Origin of the sequence: Psychroserpens burtonensis DSM 12212, assembly GCF_000425305.1 — a bacterium.
In the GTDB taxonomy this organism is placed as follows: Bacteria; Bacteroidota; Bacteroidia; order Flavobacteriales; family Flavobacteriaceae; genus Psychroserpens; species Psychroserpens burtonensis.
Genome location: NZ_AUDE01000013.1, coordinates 49,190 through 72,035 on the forward strand (window position 1 = coordinate 49,190; position 22,846 = coordinate 72,035).

Sequence of the window (22,846 nt, forward strand, 5' to 3'; positions counted from 1 at the left end):
TTTTTGAGTCTATACGGTCATGATCTCTTTTTCCTTAACGTCAAAAATATCGTCTACTTTCTTAACGTAGGTGTTGGTCATTTGTTGCACATCAATTTCTGCATTTTTCTGTTGATCTTCAGAAGCATCGTCAAGACTTTTTATTTCATGATTAGCGTCTTTACGAGCATTTCTGAGACCAATTTTAGCGTCTTCCGCTTCCGCTTTCGCTTGCTTTGATAGATCACGTCTGCGCTCTTCAGTTAAAGGTGGTACATTTATAATAATTGTTTCACCATTATTCATTGGGTTAAATCCTAAATTTGCATAAGCTATTCCACGTTCAATTTCTTGGATCATGTTCTTTTCCCATGGTTGCACTGTAATCGTTCTCCCGTCTGGTGTATTAACGTTAGCTACTTGAGCAAGTGGCGTTTGAGAACCATAATAGTCTACCATAACACTTCCTAACATCGCAGGACTTGCTTTACCTGCTCTAATGTTTGAAAACTGTTTTACTAAATGCTTAAGAGCATCATTCATGGCTTCTTTAGTTGAATCCAGTATAAATTTTATGTCTTCGTTCATTTTTTTAAACTTTAATTTGTAAAATACTTACTAAAAAATAAGCCAAATATTATATATTGACTTTAGTTCCTATATTTTCTCCAGAAACTACTTTCATCAAATTTCCTTTTTTATTCATGTCAAAAACAATAATAGGCAGCCTATTTTCTTGACTTAGAGTAAAAGCTGTGGTGTCCATAACTTTTAAACCTTTTTTCAAAACATCTTCAAATGTAATGTGATCAAATTTTACAGCGTTGGCATCTTTCTCTGGATCTGCATTATAAATACCGTCAACACGAGTCCCTTTTAATATAACGTCAGCTTCAATCTCGATGGCTCTTAATACTGCTGCAGAGTCTGTAGTAAAATACGGGTTTCCAGTACCACCACCAAAAATCACTACACGACCTTTTTTAAGATGACTCATTGCTTTTCGTCTAATAAAAGGCTCAGCAACCTCATTAATTTTAATAGCCGTTTGCAAGCGTGTTTTTACATCTGCATCTTCCAATGCATTTTGTAACGCTAACCCATTTATTACGGTTGCTAACATTCCCATATGATCCCCTTGAACACGATCCATACCTGCCATTGCGCCTGCGACACCTCTAAAAATATTTCCACCACCAATAACAATGGCTACTTCAATACCTAATTCAGTAATTTCTTTAATGTCTTGAGCATATTCTGCTAAACGTTCTGGATCAATTCCATATTGGCGAGAACCCATTAGAGCTTCACCAGATAATTTGAGTAGGATTCTTTTGTATTTCATAGTTAACCGGTTGCTTTTTTTGACATTCCTATTTGAGAAGGAATAATGTTTAGACAAATATATGAATTTAAGATATACTCTTAAAAAAGGTTTTTATTATTTTATCGATTTGATTAAGTCAATATTTTTTCTATTTTTACTATACCTAAATCTATCTAAATGACTGAAAATCCATTTAGTATCCTCCTAATTACTGGAGCTATTCATGGCTTTTTATTTGTTATTATCCCTATATTATTAAAAAAAAGAATAGGTAAGCCGATATGGTTTTTAAACGGACTTGTTTTCTTTATTTCTCTAAATAATCTTCAAGCTTGGTTAACTGATAATAACTATTTTGATTCTTTATTTTATATTAAAAACTTAGTTGTACCATGGTATATGTTAGTAACTCCGTTCTTTTATACGTTTGTTGTTCACTATTTGAATATTCAAGATAAAATCAACAGTTTTTTAAAAATAGCCTTAGTTTTTTTTATAGTGCAGTTTTTTATTAGGGTAACCTTAATTATATTTTGCCAATTACAGGTTTTAGATAATACTCTCATTAATAATTATACTGTTTTTGAAGAGTTTTTTAACATGTTTTTTGCAGTTTTCATTTTTTATAAATGTTTTTTGTTGATATACAGAAAGAAAGAATTACATAGTTACGCATTACCATATACTAGCTTTACGTGGTTAAGACAGTTTATGTTCTTTGGATTAGTGGTTGTTTTATTTTGGCTTTTTGCAATAGTAGCGAATTCTTTTACAGGTAGGATTAATAATGTTTACACATACTATCCATTAAGATTAGCAAGTTCTGTTCTTATTTATTGGGTTGGATATCAAGGTTTAATTAGATATAATTTAATGGTTGATAGAATTTCTCTAAGAAAAGAAATCAATAGAGCTAATATTTCAGAGACTATAAAAACAGAGAAAATCAATCTAAAGGATGATAAGCATTTTAAAACTTTTGAAATTATTGAACTTTATATTACTAAGCATAAAAGGTATTTAGATCCACTTTTCGGGTTACATAATTTGGCTATAGAAATGGATTTGAGCGATAGTCAAATTTCTAAAATCTTAAATACTTATGGTAACTATAATTTTTCAGATTATATTAATAAACTACGAGTTGAATATGCTAAGGGTCTTTTAATTGACAACAATTACAAAGATTATACAATTATAGCAATTGGTTTAGAGTGTGGTTTTAATTCAAAATCTACATTTTATTCTGCATTTAAAAAATTTACTTCGCAAACGCCTACAGCGTATAAGAAAAGGAATATAAAGCATAGATAGACAGATAGTTAAATTGTCCTAATTTATCCAATTTAGATAATTTCGGACTTCTATTTAAAAAAGTAGTTATAAGTTTATAGTGATACTAAAGACTTATGATTATGAAATTAACCGCTTATTTATTTTTTAGCCTTATTTTTTTGACAAGCTGTAATAGTTATAAAAAGATCGACCTATCTGTTGGTGATATTAATTGTCAAAAAACCTATAAAATAACGACAATTGATGGAAAGAAATTTAAGGATAAGAAATGTGAACAGACTCTAACTTCTTTAAATTGTTCTAAAAACATTATACCATTAAATAAAATTGTAGAAATAAAAGAACGGAGATTTTCGTACTTAGAAACATCTGGTATTTTGATACTTACAGGTATAACTGTTGCCGTTATAGTCGCAATTTCAAATATTGGTATTGATGTAAATACTTCATTTTAGTCACCTCAATAAAATTTATAATTAAATAAAACAATGACTATGAAGAGAATAATAACACATTTAATTTTGGGTATTGGATTTACTTTTACCGTTGGATGTTCAAGTGATGAAGATACCGTCCCTTACTACAGGTTTTCAGCGGAAGATGAAACACTTCTAATAAAGTACAATTATATTACAGATCAAGTAATTACCTATGAAAATCAATATAATGAAAAACTTCACTTTAAAGTGGTATCCAACACAAGACAAAAAAGCAGATATTCATTAAATTTTGCTAATGGCATCCTTAATGGAGGAGCATCGTTACAAAATTATTATGATAGTAAAATTATTCGTCTTGAAATATTAGAAAACTCAAGTGTAGGATTTTGTTATAATGTTAATTATGTGTTTTCTAAAAATAGAAATGAATTTAAAAGTGGTATTAATTTCCCACTATGGAATGTTGCATTATATGCATTCATTGATGAAAGTCAGAATGATGTTAATATGGATTTGGGAGACTACTATATGATACCAAGAACACAAATGATTATTAATGGAAAAGAATTTAGTAACATTATAATTATAGACTCCAATAGTATGGATAGTAATGAATTTTGTGGAGGAATAACTCAAAACGTAAATAGTCTTTATTATGACTATGATTTTGGTATAGTACAATTTAATACTACTGATGGAAATGAGTGGAAAGTTATCTATCCAGATTAGAACAACTAATAAACGTTTCAATACATCAAACTTTAATAATAAAAAATAACAACTATGAAAACAACACTAAAAATTTTAGGTCTTAGTATGTTATTAATACTAAGCTGCAATAAAGATGACGACGCTACGGGTTTTACACCAACATTACCTGCAATTACCCAAGTTGGTGCCAATACCTTTGGTTGTTATGCTGGTAATACACTCATTACACCTAGAAATGGTACGGGAACTTTTAATAGTACAGATCGAGGAATGAGATTATGGGGAGGAGGAATATCTCCTGAAATTACATACAATGAAATCGATGTACATGATTATAAAAGTGAGCGCACTTCCAGTGTTTTAATTCATGTTCAAGCTTTACATGCTAATGGGTCAGGAGAATATCCGATTTTGGAGTCAAACGGACAGGCGAATATAGACGGTCCAGATCATACTCACGTTTTTTGTCGCATTTGGAAAAATGAAACAGAAGGCTATCAGTATTATTTATCTATTGCTAATACTGGTAATGTAAATGTAAGTAAATATGATTTTGATGCTGGTATAGTCTCTGGAACATTTTCTTGCGAAGCCCGTAATTTTCAAACACCATACGATACCATTCAAATTACCCAAGGGCGATTTGATATCAATGGATTTACATTACCTGAAAAAATATTTCAATAAAAATAAAAAAAAGTGGCTACGCCAATAGCCACTTCAACAGTTCATAAATTAATACTAACCATTTAAATACATTTCAAAGATGAGAAAATTTTTATTTTGTTTTACCCTTTTTTTAATCAGCTTTTGCGCTCAAGCGCAAAATGAACTAGATATTTTTTTTCAAATTAATTGAACCATATTTTAACTTAAACATGAAATCTAATAGTATTAATCAAAAAATATGTCCCGATTTATGAAATTAGATAATCTCGGACACTTTTAATATTACAAAACATTAGTTTTAACAAACAAAAACAATACTTATGAAAACAATACAAATAATTTTTAGCCTTAGTATTTTTTTAATGCTAAGCTGCAATAAAGATGACGATGCTTCTGGTTTTGTACCAACATTACCTGCAATAACCCAAATTGGCGCCAATACTTTTGGTTGCTCCGCTGGCAACGTATTAATTACACCTAGAAATGGTACAGGGACTTTTAATAGTACAGATGAAGGCATGATTCTTTGGGGAGGTGGAATAACTCCTGAGATAACATATCATGAAATAGATGTACATGACTATAAAAGTGTGCGCACCTCTAGTGTTTTAATTCATATCCAAGCTTTACATGAAAATGGCGAAGGGATTTATCCTATTTTAGAATCTAATGGGCAAAATTCAATAGATGGTCCAGATCATACTCACATTTTTTGTCGCATTTGGAAAAATGAAACAGAAGGCTATCAGTATTATTTATCTATTGCTAATACTGGTAATGTTAATGTAAGTAGATATGATGTTGATGCTGGTATAGTCTCTGGAACATTTTCTTGTGAAGCCCGTAATTTTCAAACACCATACGATACCATTCAAATTACCCAAGGGAGGTTTGATATCAATGGATTTACACTACCCGAAAAAGTTTTTCAATAAATATAAAAAAAAGTGGCTACGCCAATAGCCACTTCAACAGTTCATAAATTAATACTAACCATTTAAATACATTACAAAGATGAGAAATTTTTTATTTTACTCTTTTTTAAGCAGCTTGTATGTTCAAGCGCAAAATGAACTAGATATTTTTTTTCAAATTAATTGAACCATATTTTAACTTAAACATGAAATCTAATAGTATTAATCAAAAAATATGTCCCGATTTATGAAATTAGATAATCTCGGACACTTTTAATATTACAAAACATTAGTTTTAACAAACAAAAACAATACTTATGAAAACAACACTAAAAATTTTAAGTCTTAGTGTTTTTTTAATGCTAAGCTGTAACAAAGATGACGATGCTACTGGTTTTGTACCCACATTACCTGCAATAACTCAAACAGGTGCCAATACTTTTGGTTGCTACGCTGGCAATATATTGATTACACCTAGAAATGGTACAGGGACTTTTAACAGTGAAGATGAAGGCATGATTTTATGGGGTGGCTATCCAAATAATACAGATTATTATGAAATTGATATACATGATTATAAAAGCGAGCGTACTTCAAGTATTTTAATACATGTACAGTCCGCTCATTTAAATGGTATAGGAGATTATATTATAAACGCATCTAATGGATTTAACAGTATAGACGGTCTAGATAATACTTATATAAATTGTAGGGTTTGGCGTGATGAACTAGGAGGTGGCTATTATAATTATGTATCATTTGAAAACTCTGGAACTATAAATATTACGAGATATGATTTTTCGGAACACATTATCTCTGGAACTTTTAGTGCCAACTTAAGGAACTTTAATCATCCTTATGATATTATTGAAATAACCGACGGAAGGTTTGATATAGATTGGGATACAAACACATCTGTGATTTTCCCATAAAAAAAGTGGCTACGCCAATAGCCACTTCAACAGTTCATAAATTAATACTAACCATTTAAATACATTACAAAGATGAGAAAATTTTTATTTTGTTTCCCCCTTTTTTTAAGCAGCTTTTGCGTTCAAGCGCAAAACGAACTAGATGAGCAACTATCGCAAATAGATACATCGTCTATAACCAGTGGCATTCTATATGAGCGTGTCTCTCCATTTGCTAACCTGTATAACTTTAACCAATCAAAAAAATTTAATACCGCTAGCTACTCTTATTTAAGTCAAGCCTTGAGTGAATTGTACAGAGCTAGTAATAAAAAGAGCTTGATCTCTTTAGAGCAGCTAGAGCAGCGCTTAAGTCATGATGAAAAAGATCTTGTAGATTTGGTAATTTTAAATACGCCTTTTCAAATTTTAAACTATAATGAAGCATCTCCCGAAAAAGGAGGATTACTTTTTAACGAGGCAACTAAGACCTATACAGCAATATCAAATAAGCCCTCATTTTATACATTACAAGCTACCTTAGTCGCTCCCACTAAAAAAGCCATTTGAAGGTCAGGTTGCGAGATTTAGATTTAAGCCAGAGCTTTATATTGAAAATGGAGACAATAGGATCAAAAACATGCAAATAGACTTTGGGCAAGGTCTTCTAACAACTGTTATAAATAATTACGTACTCAGAGCGACTACAATAAATGTGTATTATTCAGGTGCTAGTGAGCGTATTTACAATGCTTCTATTACTTATAAAGATGGGAGTCAAGTAATTACTCGAGGAAAAATTTATTTTAAACAGACCGCAAATGAAGGAATGAGTAGGCTGAGTCCAAGCTGTGTTATTGCCGACACAAAAACTAAAAATGTACCAATAATATTTGCCGAAGAAGAATATCAAGGCTATAACAGTGATAATCCTCGTATTATACCTCAAGCAGAATATCGCGTTTTCTATGGTGACAATCAAAATGCTTCAAACCTTAAGCTAGAGAAACCTTTGATTATTTTAGATGGTTTTGACCCTGGCGATAAACGTCAAATACAAGATTGCGACTGTGAAGACGATATAGATTGTGCTAGTGATAATATAACCAATGGTGTTTTTGATTCAGAAGAACATAAATCGATTGCAGAGTTTCAAGCTTATAAGGATGAAGACAATCTTGATGCAAACCTCTTAACCAAATTAAGAAATCAAAACTACGATGTCATCGTCGTCAATCACCCAACCTATACCACAACAAATTTAGATACGGGTCAAGATGTAGAGATAGATGGTGGTGCTTATTATATTGAGAGTAATGCCATGGTATTAGTAGCACTTATTAAGAAAGTTAATCAAGAATTAGTAGACAATGGTGTGACTGATCCAATAGAAGCCATTGTAGGGCCAAGTATGGGTGGACAAATAAGTAGATACGCCTTAAGCTATATGGAAAAAAAGTTTGAAGAAACAGGAGATCCAGAGTGGAAACACAATGTAAAATTATGGATCAGTGTAGATAGTCCACATTTAGGAGCCAATATACCTTTGGGTGTGCAAAGTCTGGTTTATAGATTAGGAGAAGAGCTAGATAATGAAGATGCGAAACGATTTTATGATGATGAATTGGGTTCTCCAGCAGCCAAACAACAATTGATAGAATTATTTAGGGATCCTATAAATTCTTCAACAACTAATCAAGATAATTTAAATGGTAGAGTTGCAGCGCAAGGGTATCCCTCAGATGATGGCTCCTTATTTTATCGCACCTATTACAACAATTTAGAAAGTAATGGACTGTCTGGTTCTCATGGTTATCCACAAAATTTGAGAAAAATAGCTGTTGTTAATGGGTCATTATCGGGAAATAAAATTGTGGCTACACCCGAAGGTAATGTGTTTGATAGCTACGCTAATAGTGGTCAAGATGTACTATCTCTAGATGCATTTAGTAGAATTTGCATTCCTTTAATTGTTGGTTCTTACTGTTTTGATGTAAGACTGGCAAGACTTGGCACCCAATTTATGCCAAACTATGCTAATGGTCATCAAGAAATATCATTTTATAAAAAAGGTGGTGATGATTGGAAAAGATTCTACTCAAACAATATAAATTCTAGAGGTAATATGGACAATGTCCCTGGTGGATTCTAAAATGCACAACAAGAGGTTTATGAAGCAATAACGGGAACTCAGCCTTTAGATGATACTTCGCCAGGAGGTTCATTTTGGGAATATCCTGGAGATAATTTTAATTTGTGGTTTGCTGGTTTAGGAAGCGATTATTGGGAGACACGAGCCTATGAGCCACTTAATTCTTTTATACCTACATTTTCAGCTTTAGCTCATAAAAGTCCAAATCAATCTTGGTCAACTAAATTAAATTATAATTTAATATGTGAAGGAGACACTCCATTTGACAGTTTTTATGGAGAAGAGAATAACACACAACATACGAGCTTCAACGCAAATAGTGTCAATTGGTTGTTTGAAGAATTGGCAGGTAACCCTCAAGAACCTCATTTTCCAATAGATTCAAATGCGCTAACGGTTAACAAAACAATTGTATGTAATGGAGAATCTGCTCAGGTGTCTATTAATTCAATTTGTAAAGTGCCAGGAAATGTGAGTTTTTGGAGCACCTCTTCAAATTTAAATATTTCTAATACAAATGTTAATTCGGTTACAGTCAATTCTTCAGCCGATGCTAGGAGCCAAGGTTGGGTAAGAGCTCATTTTAATAATGGTCAATCTGTTGACAAAGAAATTTGGGTAGGAAAACCAGCAAAACCATCATATTTAAATGGTACTGCTAATCCACCTTATGGCGATATTATAAGTTATATTAGTGCTCCCACAGGTGGTGCAACATCATATAAGTGGTATTTGCCTGGTAATTTTAGAGTATCTCCGTCAAATACTAATAACCCTACAAAGTGGTGGATTACTCAAAGTCAAACAGAAGAAATAGTTTATACCCTAGTTGGACCAGATGATGGATTAGTTGTCGTCAAAGGAGAAAATAGATGTGGAAGAGGAGATTATAAAAATTTAGCGGTTACTGTGAATAATGATGGCAGTGGTGGTGGAGTTTTAATTCTAACTAAAGGTATGAATCAAGAAGAAGTTAGAGTTTTCCCTAATCCTTCTAAAAATAATGTTACAGTTACTTTAAATGATGACTCAAATAAAATAAGTGAGATTGTAATATTTGATTTTAAAATGAATGAAGTAAAGCGCGAAGCTTATAATAATTTGAAAAATAAATCTAAAATTGAAATCTCTCGGTTTTCTTCTGGTATGTATACCATTATGATTTATACTGAGAAAGGTATTTTTACAGAAAAATTGATAAAGGAATAATAAGATGTCTTAGACCAAAAAAAAACCACTACATCTTATTTTTAAGAGTAGTGGTTTTTTATGCTTGTTCTTGTATTCGCTTAGCGACAAAAAAAGAATTTGTTATCCTACTGAAGCACGTTTAAATCCAGTAACAACAACGTCACCATAAGTTTCAACATACTGAGCAACAGTTTGCTTATCATCTTTGATAAATTTTTGATCTAATAAACATTGTTCTTGATCTAAAGTTGTGTTATCAGAAATGAAACGCTCCATTTTACCAGGTAAAATCCTGTCCCATATTTGTTCTGGCTTACCTTCTGCTTTTAATTCTGCTTTTGCAGCATCTTCAGCTTCAGCAATAACTTCTGGAGTTAATTGTGCCATAGAAATATAGCTAGGTACATTTTTCAATGTTTTACCTAAACGTCCTAACTCGATATTATCTTTTTCAATAACTGCAATTCTAGCTTCAGTTTCTGAAGCAACAAAAGCAGGATCGAAATCTTTATATGATAATGAAGATGCTCCCATAGAAGCAACCTGCATTGCCACGTCTTTTACTAAGGTTTCTACATTATCAACTTTGGCAGATAAACCTACTAAAGCAGCAATCTTATTAATATGAACATATTGTCCTACGTAAGGTGCATCTAATTTTTCAAAAGAAGTAATGTCTAATTTCTCACCAATAACTCCAGTTTGTTCAATTAGTTTATCAGCAACTGTCATTCCACCAAAATCAGCAGCTAAAAACGCTTCTTTTGTATCGTGGTGTAATGCGATATCTGCTAAATCGCTAGCTAATGCTACGAAGGTTTCATTTTTTCCAACGAAATCTGTTTCACATCCTAATACGATAGCAACACCAGAAGTGTTGTCATCATTTATTTTTGCTACTGCTGCACCTTCAGATGAATCTCTGTCGGCTCTTTTTTCTGCAACTTTTTGTCCTTTTTTACGAAGTACATCGATCGCTTTGTCGAAATCTCCTTCTGCTTCAACTAAGGCTTTTTTGCAGTCCATCATTCCTGCACCTGTAGCTTGTCTTAATTTATTTACTTCTGCTGCTGTTACTTTTACCATAACTTCAAAATGTTTTAAAATTTAAAAAAGTCGTTTAATTTAAAATTTCCGAAGAAAACAACTAAACGACTTATCTATATTGTATAATTATTGATTTATTCTTCTTCGTTAGATGCAGCTGGTGCTTCTTTTTTAGCTTTTGGTTCAGCTTTTTCCTCAACTTTAGGCTCTGCTTTCACTTCAACTTTAGGTTCTGCTTTAACTTTTGCTTCAGCCTTAGCCTCAACCTTTGGTTCCGCTTTCGCTTCAACCTCTGCGTCATCTTTAGATTCAGCTTTTACTTCTTTTTTAGCTGCTGTTGATTTCTCACTTTTAGCGTCTTTATCAGCTTTGTCAGATTTTCTTTCAGCTAAACCACTTGCAACCGCAGATTCTACTGCAGCCATAATGCATTCAATGGACTTAGAAGCATCATCATTAGCAGGAATTAAGTAATCTACTTCACGAGGATCAGAATTTGTATCGACCATTGCGAAGATTGGAATTTTTAATTTTTGTGCTTCTTTAATCGCGATATGCTCACGCTTAATATCAACAACAAATATAGCGCCAGGTAAACGTGTCATATCAGATATAGAACCTAAATTCTTCTCTAATTTTGCTCTTTGACGATCGACTTGTAAACGTTCTTTTTTAGATAGCGAGTTGAATGTACCATCTTTCTTCATACGATCAATCATAGCCATTTTCTTAACAGCTTTTCTAATGGTGATGAAGTTCGTTAACATTCCACCAGGCCATCTTTCTGTAATGTAAGGCATGTTTACGTTTTCTGCTTTTTCAGCAACGATATCTTTCGCTTGTTTTTTTGTAGCAACAAATAAGATTTTCTTTCCAGAAGCTGCAATCTTGCGAAGTGCTTCTCCAGTTTCTTGAATTTTTGCTTGTGTCTTGTAGAGGTTGATAATATGGATACCATTACGTTCCATATAAATGTAAGGCGCCATGTTTGGATCCCACTTTCTTGTTAGGTGACCAAAGTGCACACCTGCTTCTAATAAGTCTTTAACTTGTACTTGTTCCATGTTGTAATCGTTTACGTTCTGTTAAATTAGCAATGACTAAGTGGTCGCTTGCGCTCGCCTTAATCATTTAGATGCTAAACTTTATCCCGAACTCGTTTCGGGATCTCTTTAATATAATCCTAAATGTATTTCAGGATGTTTACTGTATGCTGAACATAATTGCAGCATTGTTGTAATTTAAAGCTGTTCTGATCGTCGACCAGAACAGCTTTTTAATTTTTTTATATTCCGAAGAAACTCCAGAATAATAAAAAGGAATAGGATTAACGTTTCGAGAATTGGAATTTCTTCCTTGCTTTCTTCTGACCGAACTTCTTACGTTCAACCATACGTGGGTCTCTAGTTAATAATCCTTCTGGCTTTAATATTAGTCTGTGTTCTGCATCAATCTCACACATAGCGCGAGATAATGCTAAACGGATCGCTTCAGCTTGGCCTGTAATGCCACCACCAAAAACGTTTACTGTAATATCAAAGTTGCCATCGTTGTTAGTCATGACTAAAGGTTGGTTTACTTTATACTGCAGTGTTGCAGTCGTAAAATAATCCGCCATGTCTTTTTTGTTTACCGTGATCTTGCCTTTTCCTTCAGCAAGGTACACACGAGCAACAGCCGTCTTTCTACGACCGATTTTGTGAATTACTTCCATTAGTTAACTTTGTTTAAGTCTATTGCTTTTGGCTTTTGAGCTTCATGGGTATGAGCCGCGCCAACAACAACATTTAAATTACGGAATAAAGCTGCACCTAATTTATTTTTAGGGAGCATTCCTTTTACTGATTTTTCCACGATTCTTGCTGGATCTTTTCCAAACAATTCAGTCGCAGTTAAACTTCTCTGACCACCCGGGTAACCTGTGTGACGAATGTACGTTTTGTCATTCCACTTGTTTCCTGATAAGTTGATTTTTTCTGCATTGATAACAATCACGTTATCGCCACAATCAACATGTGGTGTGAAGTTTGTTTTGTGTTTACCTCTTAAAAGTATTGCTACTTTAGAACATAAACGACCTAGCGTTTGATCTGCAGCGTCAACTAAAACCCACTCTTTATTAACAGTAGCCTTGTTTGCTGAAATCGTTTTGTAGCTTATTGTGTCCACACTTATTGATATTAGTTGCCTGTGCACGACAGGCGGTTAAACTTTCTCTCTCGAAAAGAGTTTGCAAATTTACGATTATATATTTGATTACCAAATAGTGTGAACACATATTTTATGGTAAAATATGAATGTGAGTTAAAGTATAACGTTCTATTTTTTTTTGCTCTCTAGTAGGTCTATCGCTTGCATATGATTTTTTATTTTGATTTATGGATGTTTTGGTATTGTAAGCATCTCTATAACTATGGAGTTCGCATAATCAAAGAGCGCTATTAATTTGTTTTGCTTTTACTTCGGAAATATCAACTCTTAAGTTATTTTTTAAAATTGATTTAGATATTTTACTATTTGCGCAATTCTGCTAAGCACTTTTATTAGTTTTACCGCTTTAAATAGTTTTAGATGATTTCAGTAGATAATTTAGCAGTTGAGTTTAGTGGTCAAACACTTTTTAGTGACGTATCATTTACGATTAATGCAGATGATAAAATTGCATTAATGGGAAAAAATGGTGCAGGAAAATCAACAATGATGAAAATTATTGCAGGTGTTCAAAAGGCAACACGCGGAAACGTGAGAACGCCAAAAGATGCCATCATAGCCTATTTGCCGCAGCATTTACTAACTGAAGATGATACAACTGTTTTTGAAGAAGCCTCTAAAGCGTTTCGCCATGTGTTTGAGATGCGTGATGAGATGGACCATCTCAACAAACAGCTCGAAACCCGAACCGATTATGAGTCTGATGAGTACATGAAGATTATTGAGCGTGTATCAGATTTGGGAGAGACCTATTACGCTTTAGAAGATGTAAATTACGATGCTGAAGTTGAAAAAGCACTCAAAGGGTTAGGGTTTAGGCAAACTGATTTTTCAAGACAAACTAATGAGTTTTCAGGAGGTTATCGCATGCGAATTGAACTCGCTAAAATTTTACTTCAAAAGCCAGACTTGATTTTATTAGATGAGCCTACCAATCATATAGATATTGAGTCTGTGATATGGTTAGAGGATTTCTTGGTAAATAAAGCCAATGCAGTCGTGGTGATTTCTCACGATCGCGCCTTTATCGATACCATTACCAATCGTACGATTGAAGTGACAATGGGACGTATTTATGACTATAAAGCGAAGTATACGCATTACTTGCAATTACGTGAAGATAGACGCGTACACCAAATCAAAGCCTACCAAGAGCAACAAAAATTTATTTCCGATAATCAAACGTTTATTGACCGCTTTAAAGGGACCTATTCAAAAACAAACCAAGTGACGTCTCGTGAGCGCATGCTTGAAAAATTACAGATTATTGAAATTGATGATGTGGATACGTCTGCACTCAAATTGCGTTTTCCGCCAACACAGCGTTCTGGTGATTATCCTGTAACCGTAAAAGACGTGTCTAAATCTTATGGCAACCATGCGGTTTTTAAAAATGCTAATATGTCTATTGCCAGAGGTGAGAAAGTTTGTTTTGTAGGACGAAATGGTGAAGGGAAGTCGACAATGATAAAAGCCATTTTAGGTCAAATTGATGTCGATGGCACCTGTGACTTAGGTCATAATGTTAAGGTGGGTTATTTTGCCCAAAACCAAGCTGCCTTGCTAGATGAGGATGTAACGATTTTTCAAACGGTTGATGACGTCGCTAAAGGCGATGTGCGCACACAAATTAAAAATATATTAGGTCGCTTTATGTTTAAAGGCGATGAGATTGATAAAAAAGTAGGGTTACTCTCTGGAGGTGAAAAAACCAGACTAGCGATGGTGAAGTTATTATTGGAGCCGGTAAACTTGCTGATTCTTGATGAGCCCACAAATCACTTAGATTTAAAATCTAAAGATGTCCTTAAAGAAGCGCTTCAAAATTTTGATGGGACGCTTGTTCTAGTCTCTCACGATCGTGATTTTCTACAAGGGCTTTCTAAAAAAGTATTTGAGTTTAAGGAGCAACGTGTGATTGAACATTTTGAAACGATTGATGATTTCTTAATAAGGAATCGTGTAGAAAGTCTAAAAGGTTTGGATTTGTAGTTGGTAGTTTACCAGTTTAAGCGATGTCTTGCGTTAGGGATTACTTACACAGACTATCTAGAAAGAAATCGTGATGACTTCCCAGTTGCAGTGGAAAGCTCACAGCGGAGCACGAGCGAGGACTTGCAACGGAAAGCGCAACCCTTGTGCTAACACCCAAAATAAATTTCCAATATTATATAGAAGCCTATTTTTGATTACTTTTGCAATCTTATGCAAAAAGAATTACAACTTTCAGATTGGTTACCTACCACAAACAAAGAGGTGAAGATACGCGGTTGGGATGCGCTTGACGTCATCCTATTTAGTGGCGATGCTTATGTAGATCATCCTTCGTTTGGTCCTGCTGTTATTGGGCGTATTTTAGAAAGTTATGGATTGCGTGTCGCAATTGTTCCGCAACCTTGTGTGACTGATAATCTTCAGGATTTTGAAAAGCTCGGTATTCCAAAATTATTTTTTGGAGTTACTGGAGGTTGTATGGATCCGATGCTTAGTAATTACAATGCGAACAAGAAGCGAAGAGATAAAGATGCCTATACGCCAAATGGAGAGATTGGGTTTAGACCAGATTACGCCACCACTGTATATTCTAATATTTTAAAAGATAAATTCCCGGATACACCCATTTTAATTGGAGGGATTGAAGCGTCTTTGCGTCGTGTGACGCATTATGATTTTTGGAGTGATACCCTTATGCCAACCATTTTAGAAAGTTCTAAAGCAGACATGTTGGTGTATGGCATGGGAGAACAACCGCTTCGTGAAATTGTGCGTTTGATGCAAAAAGGAGTTCCGTTTTCTAGTATTACAACGGTTAAACAAACCGCAGTTTTATTGAATGCTGATGCAAAAATCCCTAAAAACAGTAATTGGGAAGATGTTGAAATCGCTTCTCATGAAGTGTGTTTAAGTGATAAGAAAAAGTATGCGTCTAACTTTAAAGTTATTGAACAGGAGTCTAATAAGTTAGCTGCACGACGAATTTTTCAGAAGGTAGGTGATAAGACGTTGATGATCAATCCGCCTTGTCCTACAATGACAGAAGCTGAAATTGATGGGTCTTTCGAGTTGCCTTACACACGAATGCCTCACCCAAAATATAATAAGCGTGGACCAATTCCTGCTTATGAAATGATTAAGTTTTCCATCAACATACATCGTGGTTGTTTTGGTGGTTGTAGTTTCTGTACGATATCTGCACATCAAGGTAAATTTATAGCCTCTCGTAGTCAGGAATCTGTATTGCGTGAAGTCGATACGGTTGCAAATATGCCAGATTTTAAAGGGTATTTGTCTGATATTGGAGGTCCAAGTGCCAACATGTATAAGATGAAAGGTAAAGTCCAATCTATTTGCGATAAATGTGTAGCTCCTAGTTGTATTTCGCCAGTAATTTGTAGTAATTTAGATACGTCTCATAAGCCTTTAACCGATTTATATAAAGCGGTTGATAGTCATCCAAAAGTAAAGAAATCATTTATTGGTTCTGGTATTCGTCACGATATGTTAGTGCCAGAGTTTAATAAAAACGCTGACCCAAAAGAGTTAGATGACTATACTGAAGAGGTCATGACTAATCATGTCTCTGGTCGATTGAAAGTAGCTCCAGAACATACGAGTGATCCTGTGTTGAAATTGATGCGTAAACCGTCATTTAGCTATTTCCATAAGTTCAAGGAACGTTTTGATAAGATTAATATTAAGAAGGGTTTAAACTTACAGTTGATTCCGTATTTTATATCAAATCATCCTGCTTGTGAAGTTGAGGATATGGCAAATCTTGCTGCCGAAACTAAAGATATGGGTTTCCAATTAGAGCAAGTACAAGGATTTACACCAACACCTATGACAGTAGCAACTGTTATTTACTATAGTGGTTATCATCCTTACACGCTTAAAAAGGTAAGTACGCCAATATCGCAAAAAGAGAAAGATGAGCAACATCGTTTTTTCTTTTGGTATAAAGAAGAAAATAAAGCGTGGATTAGAAAGACCTTGAACAAATTAGGTCGCGAAGATTTACTCAAAGTTCTTCTTCCAGAAAAAGCGGAAAAATGGCGTAAAAACAAACCTACAGGTGAGGCGAAGAATACCTATAATGATGCGATTCCTTTTAATCAACGAAAGGATAAAGCTAAGTTTAAGAGTCATAAGAAGAGGCGGTAGGTTTTTACGTTTCTGAACGTAAATACATCGTCTTATTTTTTTCTCCTGTCTTTTTAAATAGATTCATTTCGACACCTTTTTTTAAGTCTCGACTTGCAGTTGCTGAAGAAATATCTTTAAAAATTGCCATATAATCTTTTCTTGAAAACTTGGTTTTGTTTAGAGTTACAAAATGTTGCAGTCTATCTTCGGCACTAAAGATTCTATTGGTAAATTCAAGTAAATCATTTATTGACGTATTTATGATGTCTAACATATACTCAATAAATCTGGTTGATTTACCCAACTTATCACATTCTCCTAGAACTTTGTAATAACTTTCTTGGTCTTTACTTATGGAGTTCTCAAAAGGTAAAAACTCGAAAACTGGATATTTATCCATTAATATCAACGTCTGCCACAAACGACTCATGCGACCATTGCCATCAAGAAAAGGATGAATAAACTCTAATTCATAATGAAACACACAACATTTTATCAATTCAATATCGGCATCGTTTTTTAGATAATCGAAAAGATTTTTCATCAGGAACCTTACATTCTCAAAAGGAGGTGCAATACGTTCTACTTTATTGTTTTTTGCTATACCAACACTTTCGGTTCTGTAAGTTCCGGGTTTTTGAACCAAACCTTTCATTAGCGTTTTGTGTGCTTTCAAAAAAGATGCTTCGCTGTTTGGCTTGTAATTCTTTAAATTCTCGTAAACAGAAATAGCGTTTAATACTTCTGCGACATCTTTTTTAGGACCAATCACTTTTTTGTTCTCAAGTAGGGCAGTTATTTGCGCTTCGGTTAAGGTGTTACCCTCTATTTGTAGCGAGGAATGAATGGTTTTTATCCTATTCTGTTTTCTTAGAGTAGGAGAAGGTTTGTTTATATAGTTTGCATTTATCTCACCAATTTTTTCTGAAATTGAAGTGATTAATTTTAGAATTTTAGAAGTAATCTCATATGGTGGCTTTTGCATGATAGTATCATTTGATAGTATCAAAGGTACTATTAATTGATTTAAATAGATAGCCTGTTTAATTTGCAAACGTTACCAAGATTTGGTACATTTGAGTAAAGGGTTTTTAAAATGGGAAAAAATACGTCAATATCATTAGGAGATTATTTTGAAGAATTTATTAGTCACGAAGTGAAATCTGGAAGATATAGTTCTGTAAGTGAGGTTATTCGTTCTGCATTACGATTATTAGAAAGCGAAGAAAAAAAAGAACGAGAACTTATTAAAGCGCTTGAAGTTGGTGAGGAAAGTGGATTTGTTGAAGATTTCAACCCAAAAGAAAATCTAGCCAAACTTCATACTCAAAACTCATGAGTAAAACTAAGTATCGCATAAGTCAACAAGCGATTACTGATTTAAACAACATTTGGATTTACACACTTCACAAATGGTCTAAAAAGCAAGCAGACAGATATTACGCCTTAATTATTGGTGAGATTGAATTTATATCTGAAAATTATTTAAGTGGAAAGTCTGTAGAACAAGCTCGAAAAAATTATCGCGTAACAAAAATAAAATCACACCTCATATTTTATAGAAAAACAGATAATAAATCCATTGAAATTGTTAGAAATCTGCATCAAAGAATGGACGTTAAAAATCGATTGAAGTAAGCTAAAAGCACTTGGAGTGATAATTTAAATTTTTTCATAGTATCATTTGATACTATCATATATGTTTTCCCATTTCCGAAGAAAACCTAAACCCTATTTTCATAATACCCTTCCAAAACAGACGCCATAGTATCCACAACCAACTTCGCATTCGCTTTCGTAAAGCACAAGGGCGGTTTTGTTTTAATTACACTATCATGCGGACCATCGGTACTAATAAGTATGTAGCGATTTCGCAATTCGTTTTTAATGTGATGTGCTAATTCTGTATTGGGTTCTATAGAATTGTCTTGGACGATTTCCACACCAATAAATAATCCAGAACCTCTCACATCACCAATACAATTGTATCTCTCTTTTAGTGTGTTGAAAAGCGATTGGTAATAGTCACCAACTACTTTCGTATTTTGTTGTAATTGACTAGATTCAATTTCTTTGAGAACCGTTAACGCGATTTTACAAGAGACAGGATTACCTCCAAAAGAACTGAAAAACTCAACACCTTTACTAAACGATTCGGCAATGGCTTTTGTGGTGACGACTGCTCCCATGGGATGACCATTAGCGATGGGTTTCCCTAAAATCACAACATCAGGAACCACCTCTTGCGCTTCAAATCCCCAAAAATGATCGCCTAAACGTCCGAAACCTGTTTGCACTTCATCGCTTATACAAATTCCGCCTTGTTGTCTAATTGCTGGATACACATGCTTTAAATAGTCTTTTGCTAAAGGCACTTGTCCGCCACAACCCACAACAGGTTCTGTGATAAAAGCAGCAATTGGTGTGTCGCTGTTTTCAACTTGCTGGATGGCATCTTGCGCATAAGCTTTTCCAGCAGAACCATCATTAGTCGTGTATTGACCTCTGTAGGTGTCAGGAATAGCAGTTTCTATAATATGATGTTTCTGGCCTTGACCTTTCTTATTATTGTATTTGTAATGACTAATATCAATAGACGTTTGCGTGTTGCCATGATACCCATGTTCCATGATCATAATGGTATCGTGTTTGGTGTGCGCATGAGCCAATCGCATTGCTAAATCACTCGCAGCACTTCCAGAATTTACGAAAAACACCGTGTCTAATGCCTCAGGAAATTTAGACAGTAAAGCTTCAGCATAGTCGTAATACGCATCAAAAATATATCTGGTATTCGTGTTTAAGGTTGCGATTTGTTGCGATGCTATTTTCGTAATTTCTGGATGCGCATGTCCAATATGCGGAATATTATTATAAGCATCCAAAAACGTATTCCCATAACCATCATACATATATTGAAACGCAGCACCAACCATATAAATCGGCTCATCGTAGCTTAACGACAAAATAGGACTGGACACTTTATGACGTTTTGCAATGTGGTCGTTTATGGGTTTTGGTGTTTCACTTCGGAAATGTGCTGCCTTCAAGAATTCGCTTTTTGCATGAATTGGGTTAATCGTTAACCAACGAAACAGCATATTCCAGGCATTCTTTTCGCTAACGGAAGCATACACATTATCAGGATCTGTTTTTTTTGCATGTGCCGAATTACAAACACTCGTACACAAGCGACCAGCAATCAAATAATACAGAATCTCTAATTCTTTTGCTTCTAACGGAAGCACCTCATGATAGCCTTTTATGACATGGATTGCCCATTCTAAAGGTTTCGTTTTATCAAAACAGGCATAGGTTATCGCAATAGCTAATTCGTTAATTAATGGTGAATAGGTGACGTCACCAAAATCGATAAGTCCGGAAACGGTGTTGTTTGTTACTAAAACATTCCACTCATTAACATCATTATGAATGACAGATTTCCGTAAATCTGGAAGGATTGGCGTGACGTGCAATTCGTATTGCTGAAAGAAATAAGACACCAAGTGTCTATCGCTTGCCACTTCAATGTCGTGGATGTATTTTTTATTAAGATGTAGGTATTGTAAATCCCACTCCCACGCTCTCGCTTTTAAAACATAATTGTTGATTTCTAATAATTGGAGATCCATCTGTGCAGTAAACCGACCAATAGATTCTAATAACTCAGGCGTATGTGTTGCATCCCCTAAAAAAGTACCCTCCAGAAACGTGAGTAACCTGCAAATCGTTTTTACACCATTAATAGTCGTGATTTTTAAAAAGTCACCAGTTTTAAAAGGGATGGGTTCAGGAAAGGATTGGTCTTTTTTTAGCGTTTGTAATACGCTATTTTCTGCTTCAACTAAAGCCAACATGTCCTCAGAAAATAAGTATGTTTTAAAGATGTAGTTGTCGGTCTCTGTTTTTAATAAATAGTTGACGTTGTCGTAACCGTTGAGTTTTTTAAGTTCTACGATTTCGAAATTGAACCAAGGTTTGATGGTGTTTAGCATTTGGTGGGTTTTGCTCGTGCTAAATTAGGGAAATAAATGAAGATGTATGAAAAATAATTAAGCTCAAAAGTTTACATTTAACGAAACTTTTTATATATTTGATTTTGGCCGGAACGATGATAAAACGATTTGAAACGAAATTACTAGAAGAAGCTTTTGAATTTATTGAGAAACAAAACCTAAAAACTAGAAAGAAATTATTACAAAATATAAGGAGAGCCGAACAACAGTCTGATCCAAAATTTTTCAAGAAATTAAATGACGACATCTGGGAGTTTAGAACTTTATATTCAGGAATTCAATACAGACTTTTAGCTTTTTGGGATAAAGAAAATAAAGCGAAAACATTAGTATTTGCAACTCACGGAATAGTAAAGAAAACCAGTAAAGTCGATAAAAAAGAAATCGATAAGGCAGATAAGATTAGAAAAAAGTATTTTAAGAATAAAGAGACATGAAAAGTTATAATTTAAACCAAGCAGAAGACCTTTTAATTGGAGAGAAGGGAACTAAAGAGAGAGATGAGTATGAATTTGAGTTAAAACTTGAATTAATTGGAGATATGATTAAAAATGCTCGAAAAAAAAGAAACCTAACTCAAGAAGAATTAGGAGCATTAGTTGGTGTTAAAAAATCTCAAATATCAAGATTAGAAAATAGTACTGGAAACGTTACTTTCGAAACGGTAATGCGCATTTTTAATGCTCTAGGAGCGAAATTGAATTTAAAACTTCAAATGTGAGTTTTGGTTAACTTTTTTATTCTGTCATTATCCAAAACTATATAAATAAGTTCGTTTTATTTTGGAGTGAAAAAGCAATGCATTGAAACCAAATCACATTAGGCTTAAAAACTTAACTGAAGCTTAAATTAAGTATTGTATAATCCAAGTTCTTCATCAGACTTCATCATATCTTTAAGCAACTGCTCTTGTTTTAGTTTCATAGCTTTCTTATAATTTATAACATCTTCAAATTTAACACGTCTATGTTTTCCAACCTTGGTAAAAGGAATGTCGCCTTGTTCTAATAATTTTACGAAATGAGGTCTTGAGCAACCAAGTAACTCTGCTGCAGCTTGCGTTGTCATTTCTGTTGCGATAGGCACTACAGAAATAGGCTTACCTTGACTAGTTGCTTTCAAGATTTGTGCTAATAATTTAAGTGCTTTTAAAGGTATTTTTATTTTTTCAGATGTTTCTTCAATCTCTATTTCTGGATTTTCAGAATGCAACCCCTCCAAAGTAGCTGCAAGTGCATTGTATGATGCCATAGCTGCGATTTGTTCTTTTTTGGTGGGTTTTTTTATGTCTTTGTAAAGTTCCATTTGTATTGGTTTCATGTCAGTTGTACAAATATAAACGAAATAAACGAAACGATATTGTGTTTTTAGTTTTTATATGGTTTTGATTTGTAGCTCAAAATTGTTGAAAATAGAGCTCAAATAATTGTAAAATGAGCTACAAATTGATGAAAAATGAGCCTTAATTAGGTTTTGAAGCAGTTGATGGCTTGATTGGTCTTTTTTTAGCGTTTGTAATACGCTGTTTTCTGCTGCAATTAAAGCCAACATATCTTGAGAAAACACATAGGTTTTAAAGATGTAGTTGTCGGTCTCCGTTTTTAAGAGATAGTTGACTTTGTCGTAACCGTTGAGTTTTTTAAGTTCTATGATTTCGAAATTGAACCAAGGTTTGATGGTGTTTAGCATGTTCTAGATTTTGCGGATGCTAAATTAGATTATTAAATTAAGAATTGTGTTGAAACGAAAGCCTAAGGTTGCTTCTGATAGTGTTGTTCCTTTTGGTCGTCAGCGTAAATGCTGCGATGTAATAAATGAGATTAATAAAACAAAATTTAA

25 protein-coding genes are annotated in these 22,846 nt (G+C 33.9%); 15 read left to right on the forward strand and 10 right to left on the reverse strand.

What is annotated here, in order from left to right; translation table 11 throughout:
* Positions 1-9: 9 nt before the first annotated feature.
* Positions 10-567 carry a ribosome recycling factor gene (gene frr / locus H593_RS0106280; protein WP_028871664.1) on the reverse strand — a complete coding sequence of 186 codons (558 nt, stop codon included), beginning with the start codon at positions 565-567 and terminating at the stop codon, positions 10-12.
* A 49-nt stretch (positions 568-616) separates the two neighbouring features.
* Positions 617-1,324 (reverse strand): UMP kinase, encoded by a 708-nt coding sequence (gene pyrH / locus H593_RS0106285; protein ID WP_028871665.1) that lies wholly within the window; start codon positions 1,322-1,324, stop codon positions 617-619.
* 159 nt (positions 1,325-1,483) lie between these two features.
* Here pyrH and H593_RS19905 point away from each other — a divergent pair, with 159 nt between their 5' ends.
* The 9 genes from H593_RS19905 to H593_RS0106330 all read left to right on the forward strand — a co-directional run bounded on the left by H593_RS19905 (position 1,484) and on the right by H593_RS0106330 (position 9,608).
* Complete coding sequence (locus H593_RS19905; RefSeq protein WP_028871666.1) at positions 1,484-2,620, forward strand: helix-turn-helix domain-containing protein; 1,137 nt, start codon at positions 1,484-1,486, stop codon at positions 2,618-2,620.
* Positions 2,621-2,721: 101 nt separating this feature from the next.
* Entirely contained in the window at positions 2,722-3,057 is a 336-nt protein-coding gene (locus H593_RS0106295; protein WP_028871667.1) for a hypothetical protein, read from the forward strand.
* Positions 3,058-3,096: 39 nt separating this feature from the next.
* Positions 3,097-3,771: a hypothetical protein gene (locus H593_RS0106300; RefSeq protein WP_028871668.1), complete on the forward strand. Its 675-nt coding sequence runs from the start codon at positions 3,097-3,099 to the stop codon at positions 3,769-3,771.
* Positions 3,772-3,825: 54 nt separating this feature from the next.
* Entirely contained in the window at positions 3,826-4,440 is a 615-nt protein-coding gene (locus H593_RS0106305) for a Riean_0653 family protein (RefSeq protein WP_028871669.1), read from the forward strand.
* A gap of 302 nt (positions 4,441-4,742) precedes the next feature.
* The gene (locus H593_RS19910; RefSeq protein ID WP_157588783.1) at positions 4,743-5,357 is read left to right on the forward strand and encodes a Riean_0653 family protein; all 615 of its coding nucleotides are present in this window, start codon (positions 4,743-4,745) and stop codon (positions 5,355-5,357) included.
* 296 nt (positions 5,358-5,653) lie between these two features.
* Positions 5,654-6,268 (forward strand): Riean_0653 family protein, encoded by a 615-nt coding sequence (locus H593_RS0106315; RefSeq protein WP_028871670.1) that lies wholly within the window; start codon positions 5,654-5,656, stop codon positions 6,266-6,268.
* A gap of 72 nt (positions 6,269-6,340) precedes the next feature.
* A complete protein-coding gene (locus tag H593_RS0106320) occupies positions 6,341-6,817 on the forward strand; it encodes a hypothetical protein (RefSeq protein ID WP_028871671.1) in 477 nt (158 codons plus the stop codon).
* Between the two features lie 70 nt (positions 6,818-6,887).
* A complete protein-coding gene (locus tag H593_RS0106325; RefSeq protein WP_028871672.1) occupies positions 6,888-8,399 on the forward strand; it encodes a lipase family protein in 1,512 nt (503 codons plus the stop codon).
* Positions 8,400-8,501: 102 nt separating this feature from the next.
* Positions 8,502-9,608, forward strand: coding sequence for a T9SS type A sorting domain-containing protein (locus H593_RS0106330; RefSeq protein WP_028871673.1), 1,107 nt, complete (start codon positions 8,502-8,504; stop codon positions 9,606-9,608).
* Positions 9,609-9,710: 102 nt separating this feature from the next.
* Here H593_RS0106330 and tsf read toward each other — a convergent pair whose 3' ends face one another.
* From tsf to rplM, 4 genes are all read right to left on the reverse strand, one after another.
* Positions 9,711-10,676: a translation elongation factor Ts gene (gene tsf / locus H593_RS0106335; protein ID WP_028871674.1), complete on the reverse strand. Its 966-nt coding sequence runs from the start codon at positions 10,674-10,676 to the stop codon at positions 9,711-9,713.
* 95 nt (positions 10,677-10,771) lie between these two features.
* Positions 10,772-11,701 (reverse strand): 30S ribosomal protein S2, encoded by a 930-nt coding sequence (gene rpsB, locus H593_RS0106340; RefSeq protein ID WP_028871675.1) that lies wholly within the window; start codon positions 11,699-11,701, stop codon positions 10,772-10,774.
* Positions 11,702-11,964: 263 nt separating this feature from the next.
* The gene (gene rpsI, locus H593_RS0106345) at positions 11,965-12,351 is read right to left on the reverse strand and encodes a 30S ribosomal protein S9 (protein WP_028871676.1); all 387 of its coding nucleotides are present in this window, start codon (positions 12,349-12,351) and stop codon (positions 11,965-11,967) included.
* On the reverse strand, positions 12,351-12,806 hold the full coding sequence (gene rplM, locus H593_RS0106350) for a 50S ribosomal protein L13 (protein WP_028871677.1): 456 nt from the start codon (positions 12,804-12,806) through the stop codon (positions 12,351-12,353). Before rplM ends, rpsI begins: the two co-directional genes overlap by 1 nt.
* A gap of 402 nt (positions 12,807-13,208) precedes the next feature.
* Between rplM and H593_RS0106355 the strand changes: the two genes are divergently transcribed.
* Positions 13,209-14,840: an ABC-F family ATP-binding cassette domain-containing protein gene (locus H593_RS0106355; RefSeq protein WP_028871678.1), complete on the forward strand. Its 1,632-nt coding sequence runs from the start codon at positions 13,209-13,211 to the stop codon at positions 14,838-14,840.
* 213 nt (positions 14,841-15,053) lie between these two features.
* Positions 15,054-17,009, forward strand: coding sequence for a YgiQ family radical SAM protein (locus H593_RS0106360; RefSeq protein ID WP_028871679.1), 1,956 nt, complete (start codon positions 15,054-15,056; stop codon positions 17,007-17,009).
* Between the two features lie 4 nt (positions 17,010-17,013).
* Here H593_RS0106360 and H593_RS0106365 read toward each other — a convergent pair whose 3' ends face one another.
* Positions 17,014-17,976 carry a Fic family protein gene (locus H593_RS0106365; RefSeq protein WP_037051646.1) on the reverse strand — a complete coding sequence of 321 codons (963 nt, stop codon included), beginning with the start codon at positions 17,974-17,976 and terminating at the stop codon, positions 17,014-17,016.
* A 111-nt stretch (positions 17,977-18,087) separates the two neighbouring features.
* Here H593_RS0106365 and H593_RS0106370 point away from each other — a divergent pair, with 111 nt between their 5' ends.
* Positions 18,088-18,330: a type II toxin-antitoxin system ParD family antitoxin gene (locus H593_RS0106370; protein ID WP_028871681.1), complete on the forward strand. Its 243-nt coding sequence runs from the start codon at positions 18,088-18,090 to the stop codon at positions 18,328-18,330.
* Positions 18,327-18,629 carry a type II toxin-antitoxin system RelE/ParE family toxin gene (locus H593_RS0106375; RefSeq protein ID WP_028871682.1) on the forward strand — a complete coding sequence of 101 codons (303 nt, stop codon included), beginning with the start codon at positions 18,327-18,329 and terminating at the stop codon, positions 18,627-18,629. The genes H593_RS0106370 and H593_RS0106375 overlap by 4 nt, the downstream gene beginning before the upstream one ends.
* Positions 18,630-18,715: 86 nt before the next feature.
* On the opposite strand, the gene H593_RS0106380 is transcribed toward H593_RS0106375, so the two are convergent.
* Positions 18,716-20,986 carry an aminotransferase class III-fold pyridoxal phosphate-dependent enzyme gene (locus H593_RS0106380; protein WP_028871683.1) on the reverse strand — a complete coding sequence of 757 codons (2,271 nt, stop codon included), beginning with the start codon at positions 20,984-20,986 and terminating at the stop codon, positions 18,716-18,718.
* Between the two features lie 116 nt (positions 20,987-21,102).
* Here H593_RS0106380 and H593_RS0106385 point away from each other — a divergent pair, with 116 nt between their 5' ends.
* Positions 21,103-21,444, forward strand: coding sequence for a type II toxin-antitoxin system RelE/ParE family toxin (locus H593_RS0106385; RefSeq protein WP_028871684.1), 342 nt, complete (start codon positions 21,103-21,105; stop codon positions 21,442-21,444).
* Positions 21,441-21,728 (forward strand): helix-turn-helix domain-containing protein, encoded by a 288-nt coding sequence (locus tag H593_RS0106390; RefSeq protein WP_028871685.1) that lies wholly within the window; start codon positions 21,441-21,443, stop codon positions 21,726-21,728. Before H593_RS0106385 ends, H593_RS0106390 begins: the two co-directional genes overlap by 4 nt.
* A gap of 128 nt (positions 21,729-21,856) precedes the next feature.
* Here H593_RS0106390 and H593_RS0106395 read toward each other — a convergent pair whose 3' ends face one another.
* The gene (locus tag H593_RS0106395) at positions 21,857-22,312 is read right to left on the reverse strand and encodes a helix-turn-helix domain-containing protein (protein WP_028871686.1); all 456 of its coding nucleotides are present in this window, start codon (positions 22,310-22,312) and stop codon (positions 21,857-21,859) included.
* Between the two features lie 69 nt (positions 22,313-22,381).
* Entirely contained in the window at positions 22,382-22,696 is a 315-nt protein-coding gene (locus tag H593_RS0106400; protein WP_028871687.1) for a hypothetical protein, read from the reverse strand.
* Positions 22,697-22,846 lie beyond the last annotated feature (150 nt).